Below are 17,015 nucleotides of genomic sequence, written 5' to 3' on the forward strand. Positions count from 1 at the left end.
AGGAGGTCCTATGCCAGGGACGGCATCGGTAGCGCCCAGGGAGGGGTTTACAGCGCCTCCTCGTAGGCCTGCCGCCGGATCAGCCCCGGGTAAGGCTGCGATCTGCGAGCGTCCTGCACCATTGCAGGAACTATGGCAAGCACGGGGCTGGCGTGATAGGATACGCCATCCTCTCAGACACGGCCCCTAAGCGACTGCGCTCGATGGCGCAGCCGGCAACATGGCCAGGCCGGCGGGGATTTTTTATTTCCCTGTTGGATCATACAGTTATCAAGTGTCGCCCGCAGATGGCGACCACAACTTTCTCCAAGGAGACAGTCAGTGGCGAACAGCAAGCAAGCCCGCAAGCGTGCCCGTCAGGCGGAAGGTCGTCGTGTCTTGAAGGCGAGCCAGCGCAGCATGGTCCGTACCTACATCAAGCGCGTCATCAAGGCCATCAACGGCGGTGACCACGCCCAGGCCATGGACGCCTTCAAGCAGGCGCAGCCGGTCATCGACCGCATCGCCGACAAGGACGTGCTCTCCAAGAAGAAGGCCGCGCGCCTGAAGAGCCGCCTGAACAAGCGTATCAAGGCTCTCGCGGCGTAAGTCGGGAGCGCCAGCAGAAAAACCGGCTGCGGCCGGTTTTTTTGTGTCCGCGATTCTTGCCGAGCGCCCGCCGCGGCGCCGAACGAGGAACAGACGGTGACGGATCACGACCAGTCCCCCGAGCCCCGGGACGACGAACGCCAGACGCCTGACGGTCCGCCCCGCCCGCCGGCCGTCGACGACCAGGACCGCGCGGTGGCGCCCAAGGCGGGTGGCCTGATGCGCTCCGGCCTGGTGGTCAGCGTGATGACCATGCTCTCGCGAGTGATGGGGCTGGCGCGCGACGTGGTGATCGCCACCCTGTTCGGCGCCGGTAACGGGGCCGACGCCTTCTTCGTCGCCTTCAAGATCCCCAACTTCCTGCGCCGCCTGTTCGCCGAGGGGGCCTTCAACCAGGCCTTCGTGCCGGTGCTCTCGGAATATGCCACCCGCGGCAGCAAGCGCGAGGTGAAGGAGCTGCTCGATGCGGTGGCCGGCAGCCTCACGGCGGTGCTGGCGCTGATCACGGCGCTGGCCATGCTGGCCTCGCCCTGGCTGGTGTGGGCCTTCGCGCCCGGCTTCGGCCGCGACCCGGAGAAGCTGGCGCTGACCGCCGACATGCTGCGGCTGACCTTCCCCTACCTGCTGCTGATCTCGCTCACCGCCTTCGCCGGCAGCACGCTCAACACCTGGAACCGCTTCGCCGTGCCGGCCTTCACCCCGGTGCTGCTCAACCTCTCGCTGATCGGTGCGGCGGTGCTGCTCACGCCGCTGTTCGAGGAGCCGGCCATGGCGCTGGCCTGGGGCGTGCTGATCGCCGGCGGCGCGCAGCTGGCCTTCCAGGTTCCCTTCCTGGCGCGGCTGGGGCTGCTGCCGCGGCCCTGGCCCGACTTCGCCCACAGCGGCGTGCGGCGCATCCTGCGGCTGATGGCGCCGGCGCTGTTCGGCGTCTCGGTGTCGCAGATCAACCTGCTGCTCGACACCGTGCTGGCCTCGCTGCTGGCGGCAGGCAGCGTCTCCTGGCTCTACTACTCGGACCGCCTGGTGGAGCTGCCGCTGGGGGTGTTCGGCATCGCCATCGGCACCGTGATCCTGCCGGCGCTCTCCAAGCGCCATGCCGAGCAGTCCGGCGAGCACTTCGCCGCCATGCTCGACTGGGCGATCCGCGCCGTGCTGCTGCTCGGCCTGCCGGCCGCCCTGGCCCTGGCCGTGCTCGCCGAGCCGCTGCTGATCTCGCTGTTCCACTACGGCGCCATGACCGAGCGCGACATCGCCATGGCGGCGATGAGCCTTCGAGCTTATGCGTTTGGATTAGTGGCCTTTATGCTGATCAAGGTGCTGGCGCCGGGCTTCTTCGCCCGCCAGGACACCGCCACGCCGGTGAAGGTCGGCATCATCGCCATGGTCGCCAACATGGTCTTCAACCTGATCCTGATCTGGCCGCTGGCCCATGCCGGCCTGGCGCTGGCCACGGCGCTATCGGCCTTCCTCAACGCCGGCCTGCTGGGCTGGCTGCTCAGGAAGCAGGGCGTGCTGGTCTTCCAGCCCGGCTGGGGGCGCTATGCGGTACAGCTGCTCGGCGGCTGCACGGTGATGGGCCTGGGGCTCTGGTGGCTCTCGCCCGACTGGCAGGCCTGGCTCGAGTGGAGCGTCTGGACCCGCGCCGGCTGGCTGGCGGTGCTGGTCTCGGCCGGGGTGGTGGTCTACTTCGCCTGGCTGGCGGCCTTCGGGGTGCGGCTTCGTCATTTTCGGATGAAGGGGTAGACAAAGACCAAGCCGCGCCGGCTGTCAAGGGGCCCCCGGTCCGTTATAATCGTGGACTTTATTTCCCAGCGTGATGACGCCCATGCGAGTGATTCGAGGACTGCACAACCTGCGTGACGAGGATCGCGGCTGCGTGGCCACCATCGGCAACTTCGATGGCGTGCACCGCGGCCACCGGGCGATCCTCGACCAGTGCCGCGAGCAGGCCGCCCGGCTCGGCCTGCCGGTCACGGTGGTGGTCTTCGAGCCCCAGCCCCGGGAGTTCTTCGCCGGCGACCAGGCGCCGCCGCGGCTGACCCGGCTGCGCGACAAGGTGGCGCTGCTCGGCGAGTGCGGGGTCGATCGCATCCTCTGCCTGCCGTTCAACGATGCCCTGCGCAGCCTGACCGCCCTGGAATTCATCGAGCAGGTGCTGGTGGGTGGCCTGGGCGTGCGCCACCTGGTGGTGGGGGACGACTTCCGCTTCGGCTGCGACCGCCGCGGCGACTTCCACCTGCTCACCGAGGTGGGCGAGACCCGCGGCTTCGGCGTCGAGCACACCCGCACCTTCACCGTCGACGACGAACGGGTCTCCAGCACCCGGGTGCGCACCCTGCTGGCCAGCGGCAACTTCGCCGCCGCGGCGCGCCTGCTGGGCCGCCCCTACCGGCTGGGCGGCCGGGTGGTGCCCGACCGGCAGCTGGGCCGCACCATCGGCGTGCCCACCGCCAACCTGCCGCAGCCGGCCCTGTCGCTGGCCCTGCAGGGTGTCTATGCGGTGGTCAGCGAACTCCCCGACGGGCGCCGCCTGCCCGGCGTGGCCAACATCGGCTGGCGCCCCACGGTGGGCAGCGAGCGGCCGGTGCTCGAGGTGCACCTCTTCGCTTTCGACGGCGACCTCTACGGCCGGCGCCTGACGGTGTTCCCCTGCGCCAAGCTGCGCGGCGAGGTCAAGTTCGACGACTTCGCGGCCCTCAAGCACCAGATCGGTCTCGACCTCAAGCGGGCCCGCGCCTACTTCGCGAACCACGCCGCCGACCGACAGGCCGGCGACGGTGATGATCTTCCTCTGGCATCGGCGCCGCTGGCGCGCGAGGCCGTGACTTCCGATTCCTCGGCGGGTGCGCCCGCCGACCACGACGACGGCTGACCCCCAGGATATGAGCGACTACAAGCACACTCTGAACCTGCCAGAAACCGACTTCCCCATGCGTGGCATGCTCCCGAAAAAGGAGCCCGCCCGGGTGGCGCAGTGGAAGGAGATGGACCTCTACCATCGCCTGCGCGAGGAGCGCCGGGGCAGGGAGCTGTTCGTGCTGCACGACGGCCCTCCCTACGCCAACGGCAGCATCCACATCGGTCACGCCGTCAACAAGATCCTCAAGGACATCATCGTCAAGTCGAAGAACCTGGCCGGCTTCGACGCCCCCTACGTGCCCGGCTGGGACTGCCATGGCCTGCCCATCGAGCACAAGGTGGAGACCACCCACGGCAAGCACCTCGAGCCGGCGCGTGCCCGCGAGCTGTGCCGCGAGTACGCCGCCGAGCAGATCCAGAAGCAGCTCACCGACTTCGTGCGCCTGGGCGTGATCGGCGACTGGGACAACCCCTACCGCTCCATGGACTTCGCCAACGAGGCCGGCGAGATCCGCGCGCTGGCCGACATGGTCGAAGCCGGTTACGTGTTCAAGGGGCTCAAGCCCGTCAACTGGTGCTTCGACTGCGGCTCGGCCTTGGCCGAGGCCGAGGTGGAGTACGCCGACAAGAAGTCCGACGCCATCGATGTGGCCTTTCCGGTGGAGGATGCCGACCGCCTGGCCGCTGCCTTCGGCCTCGAGGCCCTCGCCAAGCCCGCCGCCATCGTCATCTGGACCACCACGCCCTGGACCATCCCCGCCAACCAGGCGCTCAACATGCACCCGGCGTTCACCTACGCCCTGGTGGACACCGGCGAGCGGCTGCTGGTGCTGGCCGAGGAACTGGTGGCGTCGTGCCTGGAGCGCTTCGGCCTCACGGGCGAGGTGATCGCCACCGCCAAGGGCGAGGCCTTCGACGGTATCCGCTTCCGCCACCCCTTCTATGAGCGCCTCTCGCCGGTGTATCTCGCCGACTACGTCGAGGCCGAGGTGGGCAGCACCGGCATCGTCCACTCCGCCCCCGCCTACGGCATGGATGACTTCGTCACCTGCCGCGAGCACGGCATGGCCTTCGAGGAGATCGAGAGCCCGGTGCAGGGCAATGGCGTCTACGCCGAGGACCTGCCCTACTTCGGCGGCCAGATGATCTGGAAGGCCAACCCCCGTATCGTCGAGAAGCTGCGCGAGGTCGGGGCGCTGATGCATCACGAGCCGATCACTCACAGCTACATGCACTGCTGGCGCCACAAGACGCCGGTGATCTACCGCGCCACCGCCCAGTGGTTCGTGGGCATGGACGTGCAGGGCAGTCACGGCAGGACCCTGCGCGAGCGGGCCCTGGAGGGCATCGAGGCGACCACCTTCACGCCGGCCTGGGGCAAGGCGCGCCTGCACAGCATGATCGCCAACCGCCCGGACTGGTGCATCTCCCGCCAGCGCAACTGGGGCGTGCCGATCCCCTTCTTCCTGCACAAGGCCACCGGCGAGCTGCATCCGCGCACCATCGAACTGATGGAAGAGGCCGCCCAGCGCGTGGAGCGGGAGGGCATCGACGCCTGGTTCCGCCTCGACCCGGCGGAGCTGCTGGGCGAGGAGGCCGCCGACTACGACAAGGTCACCGACACCCTGGACGTCTGGTTCGACTCCGGTACCACCCATCGCCACGTGCTGCGCGGCTCGCACCCCCACGGCCACGAGCAGGGCCCGATCGCCGACCTCTACCTGGAGGGCTCCGACCAGCACCGCGGCTGGTTCCACTCCTCGCTGCTGACCGGCTGCGCCATCGACGGCCACCCGCCGTATCGCGGCCTGCTCACCCACGGCTTCACCGTGGACGCCCAGGGCCGCAAGATGTCCAAGTCGGTGGGCAACGTGGTGGCGCCCCAGGAGATGATGGACAAGCTCGGCGCCGACATCCTGCGCCTGTGGGCGGCTTCCACCGACTACTCCGGCGAGATGGCCGTCTCCGACGAGATCCTCAAGCGCACCGCCGACGTCTACCGGCGCATCCGCAACACCTCGCGCTTCCTGCTCGCCAACCTCAACGGCTTCGAGCCGGAGCGCGACGCGCTGCCCTTCGGCGAGATGCTGGCCCTGGACCAGTGGGTGGTGGATCGCGCCGCCCAGCTGCAGGCGCGCATCGAGACCGCCTACGAGGAGTACCGCTTCCTCGACGTCTACCAGCAGGTGCACGGCTTCTGCGCCCGGGAGCTCGGTGGCTTCTACCTGGACGTGATCAAGGATCGCCAGTACACCACCCAGGCCGACTCCGTGGCGCGCCGCAGCGCCCAGACCGCGCTCTACCACGTGGTGGAGGCGCTGGTGCGCTGGGTGGCGCCGATCCTCTCGTTCACCGCCGAGGAGATCTACGAGAACATCCCGGGCAAGCGCGGCGACAGCGTGCTGCTCGCCGAGTACTACACGGGCCTCGAGACGCTCGCCGATGACGCCGCCCTGGGCCGCGACTTCTGGGAGCAGGTGCTCGAGGTCAAGCAGGCGGTCAACAAGTGCCTGGAGGACGCCCGCAACGCCAAGACCATCAAGGGCAGCCTGGCCGCCGAGGTCACCCTCTACGTGGACGACGCCCTGCAGGCCACGCTCGCCAAGCTGGGCGACGAGCTGCGCTTCGTGATGCTCACCAGCGAGGTGACGCTCAAGCCGCTCGGCGAGGCCGAGGGTGAAGGAGAGGGCGCCGAGGCCACCGAGCTCGAGGGGCTCAAGGTGGCCGTGGTCGAGAGCCCCAACAACAAGTGCGAGCGCTGCTGGCACCATCGCGAGGACGTGGGCACCCACCCGGCGCATCCGGACCTCTGCGGGCGCTGCATCAGCAACCTGCCGGACGGCCCCGGCGAGACGCGGCAGTATGCCTGACGGCCGGCACGAGGAGATGGCGATGTCCGAGGGAAGCGAGGCGAGCATGAGCGACAAGAGCGGCCGGCCCGAGGCCGCGCCCATGGACCGCCCCCTGCGCTGGCTGTGGCTGGCGCTGGCGGTGATCGTGCTGGATCTCGGCACCAAGTATGCCGCCAGCGGCCTGCTCGACTACGCCCGGCCGGTGCAAGTGCTGCCGTTCTTCGACCTGACGCTGCTGCACAACACCGGCGCCGCCTTCAGCTTCCTGGCCGGGCATCCCGGCTGGCAGCGCTGGTTCTTCGCCACCATCGCGGTGGGGGCGAGCATCGGCCTGACGGTCTGGATGCGCCGCCTCAGGCGCGACGAGACGCTGCTGGCCGTGTCGCTGGCGCTGATCATCGGCGGGGCGCTGGGCAACCTCTACGACCGGCTGGTGCACGGCTACGTGGTGGACTTCCTCTCCTTCCACGTGGCCGGCTGGTACTACCCGGCCTTCAACGTGGCGGACATCGGCATCACCCTGGGGGCCATCGGCCTGATCTGGGAGTCGCTGTTCGCCGAGCGGCGACGGGCCCGCCGGCGTGGCTGAGGAACCCGCTTGCCGCCCGGCCGTCCAAGCCGCCACCACCTTCGCAACCTTCATGTGTGAAACTTCATGCACGCTTCGAGAGACACGCCATGAGCAACCAGGAATCCCAGGACCTCCGCATCGACGAGGGCATGGAAGTGACCCTGCACTTCACCCTCAGCCTGGAAGACGGCACCGTGGTGGATTCCACCCGTGACAAGGCGCCCGCCACCTTCCAGGTGGGCGACGGCAACCTGCCGCCCGGCTTCGAGCATCCCCTGAAGGGGCTGGCGAGCGGCGATACCGGCAGCTTCGAGATCACCCCCGAGCACGCCTTCGGCCAGCACAACCCCCAGAACATCCAGCTGCTCAAGCGCGACGACTTCGAGAGCGACGAGCCGGAGGTGGGCATGGTGATGTCCTTCGCCGATGCCGCCGGCGGCGAGCTGCCAGGGGTGATCAGGCACATCGAGGGCGAGCAGGTGGAAGTGGACTTCAACCACCCGCTGGCGGGGCGTACCCTGACCTTCGAGGTGGAGGTACTGGACGTGAAGCCCGCCACCACCCATTGAGGCACATGTCTTCGGGGGCACGCCCTGGGCCCTCCTAGAGCTCGGCGTAGCCCTTGGGGTCTGACCCCCACGTCGTTGATGACTCAGTACCATCAAATGGTGGGTGTAATATGCAGAAGCGGGGTCAGACCCCAAGGGCGCGGCACTGCACATGACAATGGCGTTATGGCAGGCGCTGCCACCACAGGCACCGCTAGCGTTTTCAATGAGATATCGATGCAAGAGCATCAAGGCAAGGCCCCCATGCAACCCGACACCATGCAAATCAAGCTGGCCAACCCCCGCGGCTTCTGCGCCGGCGTTGACCGCGCCATCGAGATCGTCAATGGCGCGCTGGACGTCTTCGGCCCGCCGATCTACGTGCGCCACGAGGTGGTCCACAACCGCTTCGTGGTCGACAGCCTGCGCGAGCGGGGGGCGGTGTTCGTCGAGGAGCTCCATGAGGTGCCCGACGACGTCATCGTGATCTTCTCGGCCCACGGGGTCTCCCGCGCCGTGCAGGAGGAAGCCGAGCGCCGGGGCCTCAAGGTGTTCGACGCCACCTGTCCGCTGGTCACCAAGGTGCACCTGGAGGTGCTGCGTTACGCCCGCCGTGGCCAGGAGTGCATCCTGATCGGCCACGAGGGGCATCCCGAGGTGGAGGGCACCATGGGGCGCTACGACACCTCCCATGGCGGGCAGATCTACTTGGTCGAGGACGAGGCCGACGTGGCGCGTCTCGAGGTGAAGGACCCGAGCAAGCTGGCCTTCGTCACCCAGACCACCCTCTCCATGGATGACACCGCCCGGGTGATCGACGCCCTGCGCGAGAAGTTCCCGGAGATCCAGGGGCCGCGCAAGGACGACATCTGCTACGCCACCCAGAACCGCCAGGACGCCGTGCGTGAGCTGGCGGACGGCGCCGACCTGGTGCTGGTGGTGGGCAGCCCCAACAGCTCCAACTCCAACCGCCTGCGCGAGCTCTCCGAGCGGGTCGGCACCCCGGCCTACCTGGTCGACAGCGCCGAGCAGGTCGACCCGGCGTGGCTCGACGGAGTCGGGGTGATCGGCGTCACCGCCGGCGCCAGCGCTCCCGAGGTGCTGGTCAAGGGCGTGATCGAGCGGCTGCAGGCGCTCGGGGCAACGGCTCCCGAGGAGCTTGCCGGCCGCGAGGAGACCATCACCTTCTCCATGCCCCGCGAACTGCGCGAGCGGGTGATCGCCAGCGAGTAACGCGCTCCCCGCCCCGCGGACACTAAGACGCCGCCGTCAGGGACCTGACGGCGGCGTTCTTCATCGTAGGGGAAGGTTTTCGTGGGAGATCAGCTGCTGAGCGATCCATCGCGCAGCGATGGCGGATTTCGTGCTCCCCGCAGGAGCGCTCTTTCCTGCTTGCAGCGCGATCCATCGCGCAGCGATGGCGCCGCCTGTGTCGGCTGGAATTGAAACCTCTATCTCAGTATTGCCCGTCTCCCCCTCGACCGCGCAGATCCTGCAAGCGCCTGAAACCTCAGCCCTCTCTCGATACTCTCCTTCCTCTATCATGATGTGGGCTGATGGGTGTACCTGAACTTTCCGTCTTCTCTTTTTGTCTATACAATAAAATTCATGATTATCGACTTCGATCCCGCCAAGAGCGCTCGCAACGAACGGGAACGCGGCATACCGTTCACCGCGGTAGAGCGCCTTGACTGGGAGGGCGCGCTCTTCTCGGAAGATACTCGTTTCGAGTACCCCGAACGGCGGTTTGTCGCATTGGGGAAAATTGGCCAGCGCGTCCATGTGGTGTGCTTTACGCCGATCGAGGACGGGATTCGAGTCATCAGCCTGAGGAAGGCTAACCCGAGGGAGGTACGCCGCTATGAAAACGCGACTCACGGATAAGGACGGGGAGGTTCGCGAGCTTACCGATGACGACGTGAAGCGGATGCGCCCGATGTCGGAGGCCCTGCCTGCCAACCTGCAGCGCACCATTGGCCAGCGAGGCAAGCAGCGCTCGCCGACGAAGGTGAAGACGTCGATTCGACTTTCCCAGGAGGTGATCGACCACTTCAAGGCGGAAGGAGAAGGCTGGCAGCGCCGCATCGATCAAGCCCTGAAGCAGTACATCAAGGAGCATGGCCACGAATGAGAGCGGTTATTCACCGCGCCGAGACGAGAACGCCGCCGTTATGCCAATGACGGCGGCGTTCTTCATATGGGTGAGGGGGTAGAGGGAAGGGGTTTCGTAGGAGCTCTCGGTCCGGCGTCCCGGCTTGCAGCGCGATCCATCGCGCAGCGATGGTGAATCAGAACTGCCAGCCCAGGCTCAGCGCGGCCCCCAGCTGGTACAAGCTCACCGGATCTCCTGGCCCTGCCCCAGGGGGGCTCGCCGCGCACGGTCTCTTCCTCTTCCGGCGAGTAGAAGGCCATGCCAGCCGGAATGGTGGCCGCGGCGATGCTGTCCTGGGCCAGGGCGGTGCCGGCGCCGGCCATGCCCTGATGGATGGTGCCGTAGCCGTGGGGGAAGTAACGGTTGATGGCCAGCGCCGCGGCGAGGGCCGCCAGCACCAGCAGGGAAGGGTTGAGTCGCATCGTGCTGCCTGAGGGTCAGGGGAGGGGGAGTTTTGCGCCTCCTTGCACAGTATGTTGGTTATAATGAAAAACGCTAAATTCATATCCTGATATACCCTATGTGTTCTTGCTGGTGTGCCAGGGCCCGGTCCGTCGCGGCAAGCCGCGCCAGCGACAGCCCCGTACGCGCGGGCCCGGCAAGCCTGCCGGGGCCGCCGAGGCCTACCCCGTAAGCAGCCGCTCACCTGGGCAGCATGGCATTTTTGCACCCTCACCCTATCGAAACGCCACATCTTGATACATACTGAAACAAATGCCTCGACCCGCAGGGAGACGCACCGCGTGACGCCCACGAGCACACAATCCAGGCCCCAGGGCCCTTCAGGCAGCCCCCGGCTCAGCGCCGGCTTTACGCTGATCGAACTGCTGATTGCGGTTGCTGTGATCGGAATCCTGGCGGCGATTGCTTATCCAAACTACACGAAGTATGTAAAAGAAGCCCGCGTCAGTGATGGCCAAGCCAAGTTGATGGAGATTGCCGGACGGCTTGAACGTTGTTACACGGTGACGAGTGACTATACCAAGACCGGCGATGGTAGTGCTTGTGTTACGTTTGATGTTCCGTCGGAAGAAGGTTTTTATAGCATAAGCCCATATGCTAGTGGTGCCGTGAGCACATCGGCATTCAAGATAAAGGCCACAGGCTCTTCAGATGAGGTGGCTTGTACTGAACTCTGGGTGGAGCAGACAGGCCAGCGCGGGAGTACACCTGATGGCTGCTGGTAAAGTCACGAAGTTGAAGGGTTTTACCCTGATCGAGTTGTTGGTGACGATTGCCGTCATCATCATCATGGCGACCATCGCCGTGCCAAGCTTTCAGAACCTTGTGGCCAGCAACCGCTTCGCTGCGGATTATAATCAGATTCTGACCGGGTTGAATTATGCGCGCAGCGAAGCGGTAAAACGCAGAGCCGATGTGTCGGTAGTGATGTCGGCGTCTGGTGCAGTTCCATGGAAACTCGAGGTAACGGCAGGCCCCAGTGGCGCTGTATCGACACTGAGAGTGATGGAGGCGAGAGATAATCGTGTCGCTATAGAGTCAAAATCAGGTGATTTTTCTGTAACATTCAATCCGCTTGGTCGCAGAGAAAATTGCTCTGATGATCCTTGTGAGGTGACGGTTTCCTATCAGAAATCAGAAACAATGGAAGTTGAAGCATCCGGAAGAATAAATCGCCAATGAAAAATGGAGTTCTAGTTTGAGGTTTTTTTCAGTGAAAAAAAAGTCCTGTGGCTTTACTCTGATCGAGGCCTTGGTGGCTATCTTGGTTTTGGCCGTTGGATTGCTCGGTGTGGCAGCTATGCAGATAAAAGCCATGCAGAGTTCTCATGCAGCGTATCAAAGGTCAGTGGCGACACTGGCGGCGCAGGATGCGGTTGAGCGCCTGTGGGCTTCGGCTTCTGAAAAAAATGGAAAATGTGATGATATAGTCTCGATGGAAGACTGGGATGCTGGTAATTATTGGCCCGACTGGCATGATGTCTGGATTACTTATCTTCCGGGGTTGAATGTTATTGGGTTGCCTAACACAACGAGCGTTGCTGGGGACGAGTGCCGTTTTGACATCGTAATCAGCTGGGATGATGAGCGCTTTGTGCTGCAAAGTAACAATAGCAGTAGTGTCGAAGATGTGTCTACTTTGAAGTATGTTGTCAAGATTCCCGCTGTTCCGGCAGAGATTGTTCCATGAGAAATAATAATTTATGTCAATTCGGGGCTAAAGACAAAGGCTTTTCCCTTGTCGAATTAATGGTTGCCTTATTGATTGGGCTGATCGTGTTGCTGGGTGCCGGAAAAGTTTTTATCACTGGTCTTCAGTCTTTCCAGAGAATGGAAGCTTTGGCTAAAAGGCAGGAAATTTTGCGTTATGTCGTGGATGTCATGTCAGATGACGTAAGGTCCGCTTTTAATGCTTCTTCACAAAATCCGAATACGGCATCAACAGAAGTCAGAGTTGTCGATTCAGGAAGTGCGGTTGAGATTGAGTATTTCGATGCTTTGAGCCTAAGGGGAAGGGAGGGGATACCCTATTGTAAAAATTCTACTTCCGCCGACGAGATTGCCCCGTTCATTGACGGAGTGGACGATGTCTATAATGTAAGATATGAATTCGATGATGCCGCGGGAGAGTTGAAGGTCTCTTACCGATGTGGTTGGCTTGAGGCTGATGGTATTGCCCCAGATCCTGAGCAGGAATTTGAGATTTATCCTTCGGGAGTTACTCATTCCGGTGTTACTTATAGTGCGCCTTCTGCAGTTGCCGGTGGCATTGAAAGTATACTTTTTTCCAGGCCTGCGAGCGCAGCTACGGCAACCATTGGTGTGCAGTTGGAGCTACCTCCGTTGAGTGAAGATGATCAGGCTCAGCGTTTTGAATTTGTTATAACTAATAGGATAAAGGCATTGTCAAGTGTCAATGCCGGCCTGAACTGAGAAGGATGAAGATCTTTAACAGGTCAAGCTTTCCACGGTGCATGAGGAGTTCAGTCATGAGGAATCATTGTAAAGAAAATGGTGCCGCACTTCTTGTCACCCTTGTATTGCTGGTAGTTACCTTAATTCTCGGCCTTTCAAGCTATCAGGCCTCTCGGCTTGAAGAATCCATGGCAGGTAATTATCGGGCCTCAAGTAGTGCCTTCATGGCAGCGGAATTTGCCGCTTCAGAGGCGTGGAATGATGAGTTTCTCGGTGTTGTTAGAGGTGACGGTGATCCTGCTGAGGATTTGGTTCCCGTCACGAATAGACTCAGAAACGGGTCCAGTGACTATGACAATCTTGCAGCCTATTATTACTATAATGAAGTGAGTGACGGCCGTTATGATGTCGTTGCGATCGGTGAGACAATTCAAGATCCTTCCGTGTACCGTTACATTCAGTTTCAGGCACAGCTTGCATTGGGCCCTGGTGCTGCATTGGTGGCTGCTTCAGATGGATTGGATTGCCCAAATGACACTATCATCAATCCTCCCACCTCCAATGCAGATTTCATTGGTACCGAAGTTTTTGGGAGCTTGAAAGCAGCAGTACAGGTCGGATGTCCAGCCGCTGCAGATGCGCTCATAGAAGATATTACTAATAAGGATGTTAGTAAAGTCGCTGAGGAGTCCGATAGCAATCCGGATATCCAGACTTGTATCGATTCACCCAGCAATAAATTCTGCAATTATGTGGGTGGCGTACAATCATCGATCGATATCGATATTTTCAAGAATCCTGCGCTGATGGCGGAATATATTGATTCTCTGAGGTCCAGCTTATGGGCCAATGCATTGCTCAATCCAGGTGGTTCAGCTGCCCCTCCTGATGCAGTGGTCCATACTCTTGCCGATGCACATGAAAGAAGTGGTGTTACTTTTCTTACGCCTACGGCATGGGATACCTCCAAGTCTGGCGATGTTCTTTCATATGCCGATCCTGACGATCCTGATGCAACACCTGTAACGGATGATGGAAGCTTTATCTGGGTGGGAGCCGATGGGGTAACACCTCTTATCTCAGATGTTTCGGTAGATGATTCCCAGAAGGTCATTGATATAAGTAGTGATTTGGATGTGGGTGGGAGTGGTGGTGTTCCCCGGGTAAATTACAGTAAGAGTGGGCAGTTTTCCGGCAGCGGGGTGCTGATTGTCGATGGTAATGTGTCCTTTAACGGTGTGCCAAGTTTTGATGGTCTTATTATTGTGTTGGGCGATTACATCGTAATTGGTGGCGGTGGCACTCAAGGGCAGTTCAATGGTTCTGTAGTCTCGGCCCCCATTGATGGTGGTGTAGCCCTTCAGTTTGATGCAGACCCCTATGGCAATACTCTTTCATGTTATGAAAGCGGCATCTGTGGTTTTGATAAAAAGACCATGGAAATAGGAGGTGGGGGCGATTCACAGTATGTTTATAACCTTGATGAGCTTCAGAAAGCCGTTTCACTTCTCGATGACACGGGTGCAACCGCCGATGGAAAAAAAGCCTCCGAACTTTTGGCTTACGGGGATGCTGACAACCCGCTTGGATACTATGCTGTTGACTACAGGCAGTCCTTTGATATGCCGGATGATCTTGCAAAATTTCTTGACGGAAGCAGCCCCGGAGATATAGCCAACCCCTAACTACGAGCTGGTTTTTGCGCTCATCGTTGTGACATTGCGATACTGGATTAAGATTCTGTTGTTCTGCTGGATTGAGTCACGCTCGAGCCAGCAACCATTAACATACAAATGTGCTGCTCTCGGAGCGTACCTTGCCTATGTTGCTGATGACGACGGCTGAGCCTCCGTGCCCTTGCGCGCAAACAGAGAAGGTTCCATTGTAGCCCTGCGACCACCCTAACGCCGAGAATCTCACGGGGCGGTCATCCCGGTTGAAGGTGACGGCCGTATTGTCAGGTCCATCAAGAATCCTCAGTACCCTGTCGCCTGTCAGGTCACCTCCTGTCGCTTTCCCCTCGACGACCACCCACGGATGCGACCAGTCATCGAAGGTGCAGGTGTCGTGATCGGGGCCGGGGCTCGAGCACACAGAAATCGTCGTCCGTCTGGTCACCGCCGTGTTCCTTGCCAGCGCTAAAGCCGTCTTGATGCGCATCACCTCGGCGGCGACCTCGTTTCGGGCGGTAAAGCGCTGGAAGTTGGGGATAGCCCAGGTGACGAGGATGGCGAGCACGGCGATGGCGACGATCAGTTCGATCAGCGTAAAGCCGTGTTGGCGAGAAGAAAGCGGATATCTGGCAGCAGGGCGCATGGTGCCCTCCCGGCGGTGGCCTGTTCGGTGGGTCCTTTCTTCAGGCTAGCCGGGAGGCAATGCCACGCCGTAGGCGATCGCCTACAAGGGTTGTGCGTCATCCTTGCGGGGAGTCTGAGAGGGCAGCCTCGGTCGAGAGGGCAGGGAGGATCACGCGGACGAGGAGAACCCGCCCTTGTCATTGTTCAGTCGTCCCTTTCCTGCTTGTTCTCTTCCCTCTGCTCTTCTTTCTTCTCTTCCTTCTGCTCTTCTTTTCGTTCTGCTAGGTACTTGTCGCGGTGGTCGCCGGAGCAGAACCAGTCGCCGCGTTCGCGCAGGGCATCCTCCTCGGGCAGGTGCACCTGGCACCAGCTGCAGCGCACCATGCGGTTGCCCTGGTCGCCCCCCTCCCGCTGCGGGCCGTCGCGGTCGAGTTTCCACTCGCGGTACATGCGGTAGAGCTTGAGGCCGGCGAAGAACAGCACGGCGAAGATGATCAGGCGAATCAGCAACAGGTTCATTCCTTGTGGAACTCCCAGGTGGGGGTGGCCGGCTTTGCCACTCGGCCGCCCTTGCGGGACAATGGCGGGTATCCATCGATTCTCGAGAGATTTCCAAGCCCATGCAAGACCTGACCCTGGTGATGGCTCAGCTCGACCCGCTGGTCGGCGACATTCCCGGCAACGCCGACCTCGCCATCGAGACCGTACGCGAGGCGCGCATCGAGCATGGTGCCGATATCGTGGTGCTGCCCGAGCTCTTCCTCACCGGCTACCCGCCGGAGGACCTGCTGCTGCGCCCCTCCATGGAGACCCGCCTGCGTCATGCCCGGGCCCACATGGCGGAGAAGATGGCCCGCGACGTCATGGTCATCGTCGGCTACCCGGGCCGCCGGGAGGGGCAGACCTGGAACCTCGCCGGGGTGCTCTACAACGGCGAGTGGCTCGACGAGTACGCCAAGCAGGCGCTGCCCAACTACGAGGTGTTCGACGAGCAGCGCTACTTCGCCACCGGCAACCGGCCGCTGGTGGTGGAGCACCAGGGCGCCCGGCTCGGCATCCTGATCTGCGAGGACATCTGGAGCGAGAAGCCGGTCCGCCAGGCCCGCGATGCCGGCGCCCAGATACTGGTCACCCTGAATGCCTCGCCCTTCCACCAGGACAAGCCCGCCGAGCGCCTGGCGCTGCTCGAGGCCCGGGCCCGCGAGGTGGCGCTGCCCATCGTCTACGTCAACCAGATCGGCGGCCAGGACGAGCTGGTCTTCGATGGCGGCTCGGCCTGCGTCGATGCGAAGGGCGAGCTGGTGGTGCAGGCGCCCCACTGGGCGGTGGGCCTGATGCCGGTGCAGTTCGTGCGCGATGCCCACCACTGGGTGCCCCAGCCGGGCGAGACCGAGCCCGAGGTCGAGCCGGAGGAGAACCTCTACTGCGCGCTGGTCACCGGCCTGCGCGACTACGTCAACAAGAGCGGCTTCCAGGGCGTGGTGCTGGGGCTCTCCGGCGGCATCGACTCGGCGCTCTCGCTGGCCATCGCCGTGGATGCCCTGGGCCCGCAGCGCGTCCACGCGGTGATGATGCCCTACCACTACACGGCGGACATCTCCCGGCAGGACGCCGCGGAGCAGGCCGAGCTGCTGGGCGTGGGCTACGAGGTGCTGCCCATCGAGCCGATGGTCGAGGCGTTCATGACGACCCTGGCCGAGAGCTTCGCCGGCACCGAGCGGGACACCACCGAGGAGAATCTGCAGTCGCGCTGCCGTGGCGTGCTGTTGATGGCAATCTCCAACAAGAAGGGCCTGATGGTGCTGACCACCGGCAACAAGAGCGAGATGGCGGTGGGCTACGCCACCCTCTACGGCGACATGGTCGGCGGCTACAACGCCATCAAGGATGTCTACAAGACCTGGGTCTACCGCCTGGCGCGCTGGCGCAACGCCCAGTCGCCGGCGATCCCCGAGCGGGTCATCGAGCGGCCGCCTACCGCGGAGCTCGCCCCGGACCAGCAGGACAGCGACAGCCTGCCGGACTACGACGTGCTCGACGCCATCCTGGTGCGCTACATCGAGGGCGACATGAGCGCCGAGGCGATCATCGAGGCGGGGTTCGAGCGCGAGGACGTCTACAAGGTGGTCAAGCTGGTGGACCGCTGCGAGTACAAGCGCCGCCAGGCACCGGTGGGGGTGCGCGTCACCCGCCGCGGCTTCGGCCGCGACCGCCGCTACCCGATCGTCAACGGCTGGCAGCCGGGGGACTGACGGCGCCAAGTTGCAAGCA

Annotated in this window: 18 protein-coding genes; 15 read left to right on the forward strand and 3 right to left on the reverse strand. The window is 62.8% G+C overall.

What is annotated here, in order from left to right; translation table 11 throughout:
• Window positions 1-321 precede the first annotated feature (321 nt).
• The 9 genes from rpsT (at window position 322) to SCI24_RS06100 (ending at window position 9,549) form a co-directional block, all read left to right on the forward strand.
• The gene (gene rpsT / locus SCI24_RS06060; RefSeq protein WP_133482677.1) at window positions 322-588 is read left to right on the forward strand and encodes a 30S ribosomal protein S20; all 267 of its coding nucleotides are present in this window, start codon (window positions 322-324) and stop codon (window positions 586-588) included.
• Between the two features lie 219 nt (window positions 589-807).
• Window positions 808-2,331, forward strand: a complete 1,524-nt coding sequence (gene murJ, locus SCI24_RS06065; RefSeq protein ID WP_318724547.1) for a murein biosynthesis integral membrane protein MurJ — start codon at window positions 808-810, stop codon at window positions 2,329-2,331.
• An 82-nt stretch (window positions 2,332-2,413) separates the two neighbouring features.
• Window positions 2,414-3,460: a bifunctional riboflavin kinase/FAD synthetase gene (ribF, locus tag SCI24_RS06070; protein ID WP_318724525.1), complete on the forward strand. Its 1,047-nt coding sequence runs from the start codon at window positions 2,414-2,416 to the stop codon at window positions 3,458-3,460.
• 10 nt (window positions 3,461-3,470) lie between these two features.
• Window positions 3,471-6,317: an isoleucine--tRNA ligase gene (gene ileS, locus SCI24_RS06075; protein ID WP_318724526.1), complete on the forward strand. Its 2,847-nt coding sequence runs from the start codon at window positions 3,471-3,473 to the stop codon at window positions 6,315-6,317.
• Window positions 6,318-6,339: 22 nt separating this feature from the next.
• A complete protein-coding gene (gene lspA / locus SCI24_RS06080) occupies window positions 6,340-6,888 on the forward strand; it encodes a signal peptidase II (RefSeq protein WP_318724527.1) in 549 nt (182 codons plus the stop codon).
• 89 nt (window positions 6,889-6,977) lie between these two features.
• A complete protein-coding gene (gene fkpB / locus SCI24_RS06085; protein ID WP_280553749.1) occupies window positions 6,978-7,439 on the forward strand; it encodes an FKBP-type peptidyl-prolyl cis-trans isomerase in 462 nt (153 codons plus the stop codon).
• A gap of 258 nt (window positions 7,440-7,697) precedes the next feature.
• Window positions 7,698-8,651, forward strand: coding sequence for a 4-hydroxy-3-methylbut-2-enyl diphosphate reductase (gene ispH / locus SCI24_RS06090; RefSeq protein WP_318724548.1), 954 nt, complete (start codon window positions 7,698-7,700; stop codon window positions 8,649-8,651).
• A gap of 375 nt (window positions 8,652-9,026) precedes the next feature.
• A complete protein-coding gene (locus SCI24_RS06095) occupies window positions 9,027-9,302 on the forward strand; it encodes a BrnT family toxin (RefSeq protein ID WP_318724528.1) in 276 nt (91 codons plus the stop codon).
• Window positions 9,280-9,549, forward strand: a complete 270-nt coding sequence (locus SCI24_RS06100) for a BrnA antitoxin family protein (RefSeq protein WP_318724529.1) — start codon at window positions 9,280-9,282, stop codon at window positions 9,547-9,549. Before SCI24_RS06095 ends, SCI24_RS06100 begins: the two co-directional genes overlap by 23 nt.
• A gap of 62 nt (window positions 9,550-9,611) precedes the next feature.
• Here the strand turns inward: SCI24_RS06100 and SCI24_RS06105 are convergent, their stop codons facing one another.
• Window positions 9,612-9,992 carry a hypothetical protein gene (locus tag SCI24_RS06105; protein WP_318724530.1) on the reverse strand — a complete coding sequence of 127 codons (381 nt, stop codon included), beginning with the start codon at window positions 9,990-9,992 and terminating at the stop codon, window positions 9,612-9,614.
• A 321-nt stretch (window positions 9,993-10,313) separates the two neighbouring features.
• On the opposite strand from SCI24_RS06105, the gene SCI24_RS06110 reads away from it, so the two are divergent.
• The 5 genes from SCI24_RS06110 to SCI24_RS06130 are packed head-to-tail and all read left to right on the forward strand — an operon-like array spanning window position 10,314 to window position 14,132.
• Window positions 10,314-10,757: a type IV pilin protein gene (locus tag SCI24_RS06110; protein ID WP_318724531.1), complete on the forward strand. Its 444-nt coding sequence runs from the start codon at window positions 10,314-10,316 to the stop codon at window positions 10,755-10,757.
• Entirely contained in the window at window positions 10,744-11,214 is a 471-nt protein-coding gene (locus SCI24_RS06115) for a GspH/FimT family pseudopilin (protein ID WP_318724532.1), read from the forward strand. Before SCI24_RS06110 ends, SCI24_RS06115 begins: the two co-directional genes overlap by 14 nt.
• 16 nt (window positions 11,215-11,230) lie before the next feature.
• The gene (gene pilV, locus SCI24_RS06120; RefSeq protein ID WP_318724533.1) at window positions 11,231-11,722 is read left to right on the forward strand and encodes a type IV pilus modification protein PilV; all 492 of its coding nucleotides are present in this window, start codon (window positions 11,231-11,233) and stop codon (window positions 11,720-11,722) included.
• Window positions 11,719-12,465 (forward strand): PilW family protein, encoded by a 747-nt coding sequence (locus tag SCI24_RS06125; protein ID WP_318724534.1) that lies wholly within the window; start codon window positions 11,719-11,721, stop codon window positions 12,463-12,465. The genes pilV and SCI24_RS06125 overlap by 4 nt, the downstream gene beginning before the upstream one ends.
• Before the next feature lie 56 nt (window positions 12,466-12,521).
• Window positions 12,522-14,132 carry a PilX N-terminal domain-containing pilus assembly protein gene (locus SCI24_RS06130; RefSeq protein ID WP_318724535.1) on the forward strand — a complete coding sequence of 537 codons (1,611 nt, stop codon included), beginning with the start codon at window positions 12,522-12,524 and terminating at the stop codon, window positions 14,130-14,132.
• Between the two features lie 97 nt (window positions 14,133-14,229).
• Here the strand turns inward: SCI24_RS06130 and SCI24_RS06135 are convergent, their stop codons facing one another.
• Both SCI24_RS06135 and SCI24_RS06140 read right to left on the reverse strand, forming a co-directional pair.
• Complete coding sequence (locus tag SCI24_RS06135; protein ID WP_318724536.1) at window positions 14,230-14,763, reverse strand: GspH/FimT family pseudopilin; 534 nt, start codon at window positions 14,761-14,763, stop codon at window positions 14,230-14,232.
• Window positions 14,764-14,948: 185 nt separating this feature from the next.
• Window positions 14,949-15,263, reverse strand: coding sequence for a PP0621 family protein (locus SCI24_RS06140; RefSeq protein ID WP_318724537.1), 315 nt, complete (start codon window positions 15,261-15,263; stop codon window positions 14,949-14,951).
• A 101-nt stretch (window positions 15,264-15,364) separates the two neighbouring features.
• Between SCI24_RS06140 and SCI24_RS06145 the strand changes: the two genes are divergently transcribed.
• Window positions 15,365-16,996, forward strand: coding sequence for an NAD+ synthase (locus SCI24_RS06145; RefSeq protein ID WP_318724538.1), 1,632 nt, complete (start codon window positions 15,365-15,367; stop codon window positions 16,994-16,996).
• Window positions 16,997-17,015: the final 19 nt, after the last annotated feature.

It is taken from the genome of Halomonas sp. (assembly GCF_033549285.1).
In the GTDB taxonomy this organism is placed as follows: domain Bacteria; phylum Pseudomonadota; class Gammaproteobacteria; order Pseudomonadales; family Halomonadaceae; genus Halomonas.

Excerpts from the sequence above, each read along its gene's own strand:
- SCI24_RS06100 (WP_318724529.1), top strand. The coding sequence starts at position 9,280 with ATGAAAACGCGACTCACGGATAAGGACGGGGAGGTTCGCGAGCTTACC.
- SCI24_RS06140 (WP_318724537.1), bottom strand. The coding sequence starts at position 15,263 with ATGAACCTGTTGCTGATTCGCCTGATCATCTTCGCCGTGCTGTTCTTC.
- fkpB (WP_280553749.1), top strand. The coding sequence starts at position 6,978 with ATGAGCAACCAGGAATCCCAGGACCTCCGCATCGACGAGGGCATGGAA.
- SCI24_RS06135 (WP_318724536.1), bottom strand. The coding sequence starts at position 14,763 with ATGCGCCCTGCTGCCAGATATCCGCTTTCTTCTCGCCAACACGGCTTT.
- lspA (WP_318724527.1), top strand. The coding sequence starts at position 6,340 with ATGTCCGAGGGAAGCGAGGCGAGCATGAGCGACAAGAGCGGCCGGCCC.
- ileS (WP_318724526.1), top strand. The coding sequence starts at position 3,471 with ATGAGCGACTACAAGCACACTCTGAACCTGCCAGAAACCGACTTCCCC.
- SCI24_RS06105 (WP_318724530.1), bottom strand. The coding sequence starts at position 9,992 with ATGCGACTCAACCCTTCCCTGCTGGTGCTGGCGGCCCTCGCCGCGGCG.
- ispH (WP_318724548.1), top strand. The coding sequence starts at position 7,698 with ATGCAAATCAAGCTGGCCAACCCCCGCGGCTTCTGCGCCGGCGTTGAC.
- SCI24_RS06115 (WP_318724532.1), top strand. The coding sequence starts at position 10,744 with ATGGCTGCTGGTAAAGTCACGAAGTTGAAGGGTTTTACCCTGATCGAG.
- ribF (WP_318724525.1), top strand. The coding sequence starts at position 2,414 with ATGCGAGTGATTCGAGGACTGCACAACCTGCGTGACGAGGATCGCGGC.
- SCI24_RS06125 (WP_318724534.1), top strand. The coding sequence starts at position 11,719 with ATGAGAAATAATAATTTATGTCAATTCGGGGCTAAAGACAAAGGCTTT.
- murJ (WP_318724547.1), top strand. The coding sequence starts at position 808 with ATGCGCTCCGGCCTGGTGGTCAGCGTGATGACCATGCTCTCGCGAGTG.
- SCI24_RS06145 (WP_318724538.1), top strand. The coding sequence starts at position 15,365 with ATGCAAGACCTGACCCTGGTGATGGCTCAGCTCGACCCGCTGGTCGGC.
- SCI24_RS06130 (WP_318724535.1), top strand. The coding sequence starts at position 12,522 with ATGAGGAATCATTGTAAAGAAAATGGTGCCGCACTTCTTGTCACCCTT.
- SCI24_RS06095 (WP_318724528.1), top strand. The coding sequence starts at position 9,027 with ATGATTATCGACTTCGATCCCGCCAAGAGCGCTCGCAACGAACGGGAA.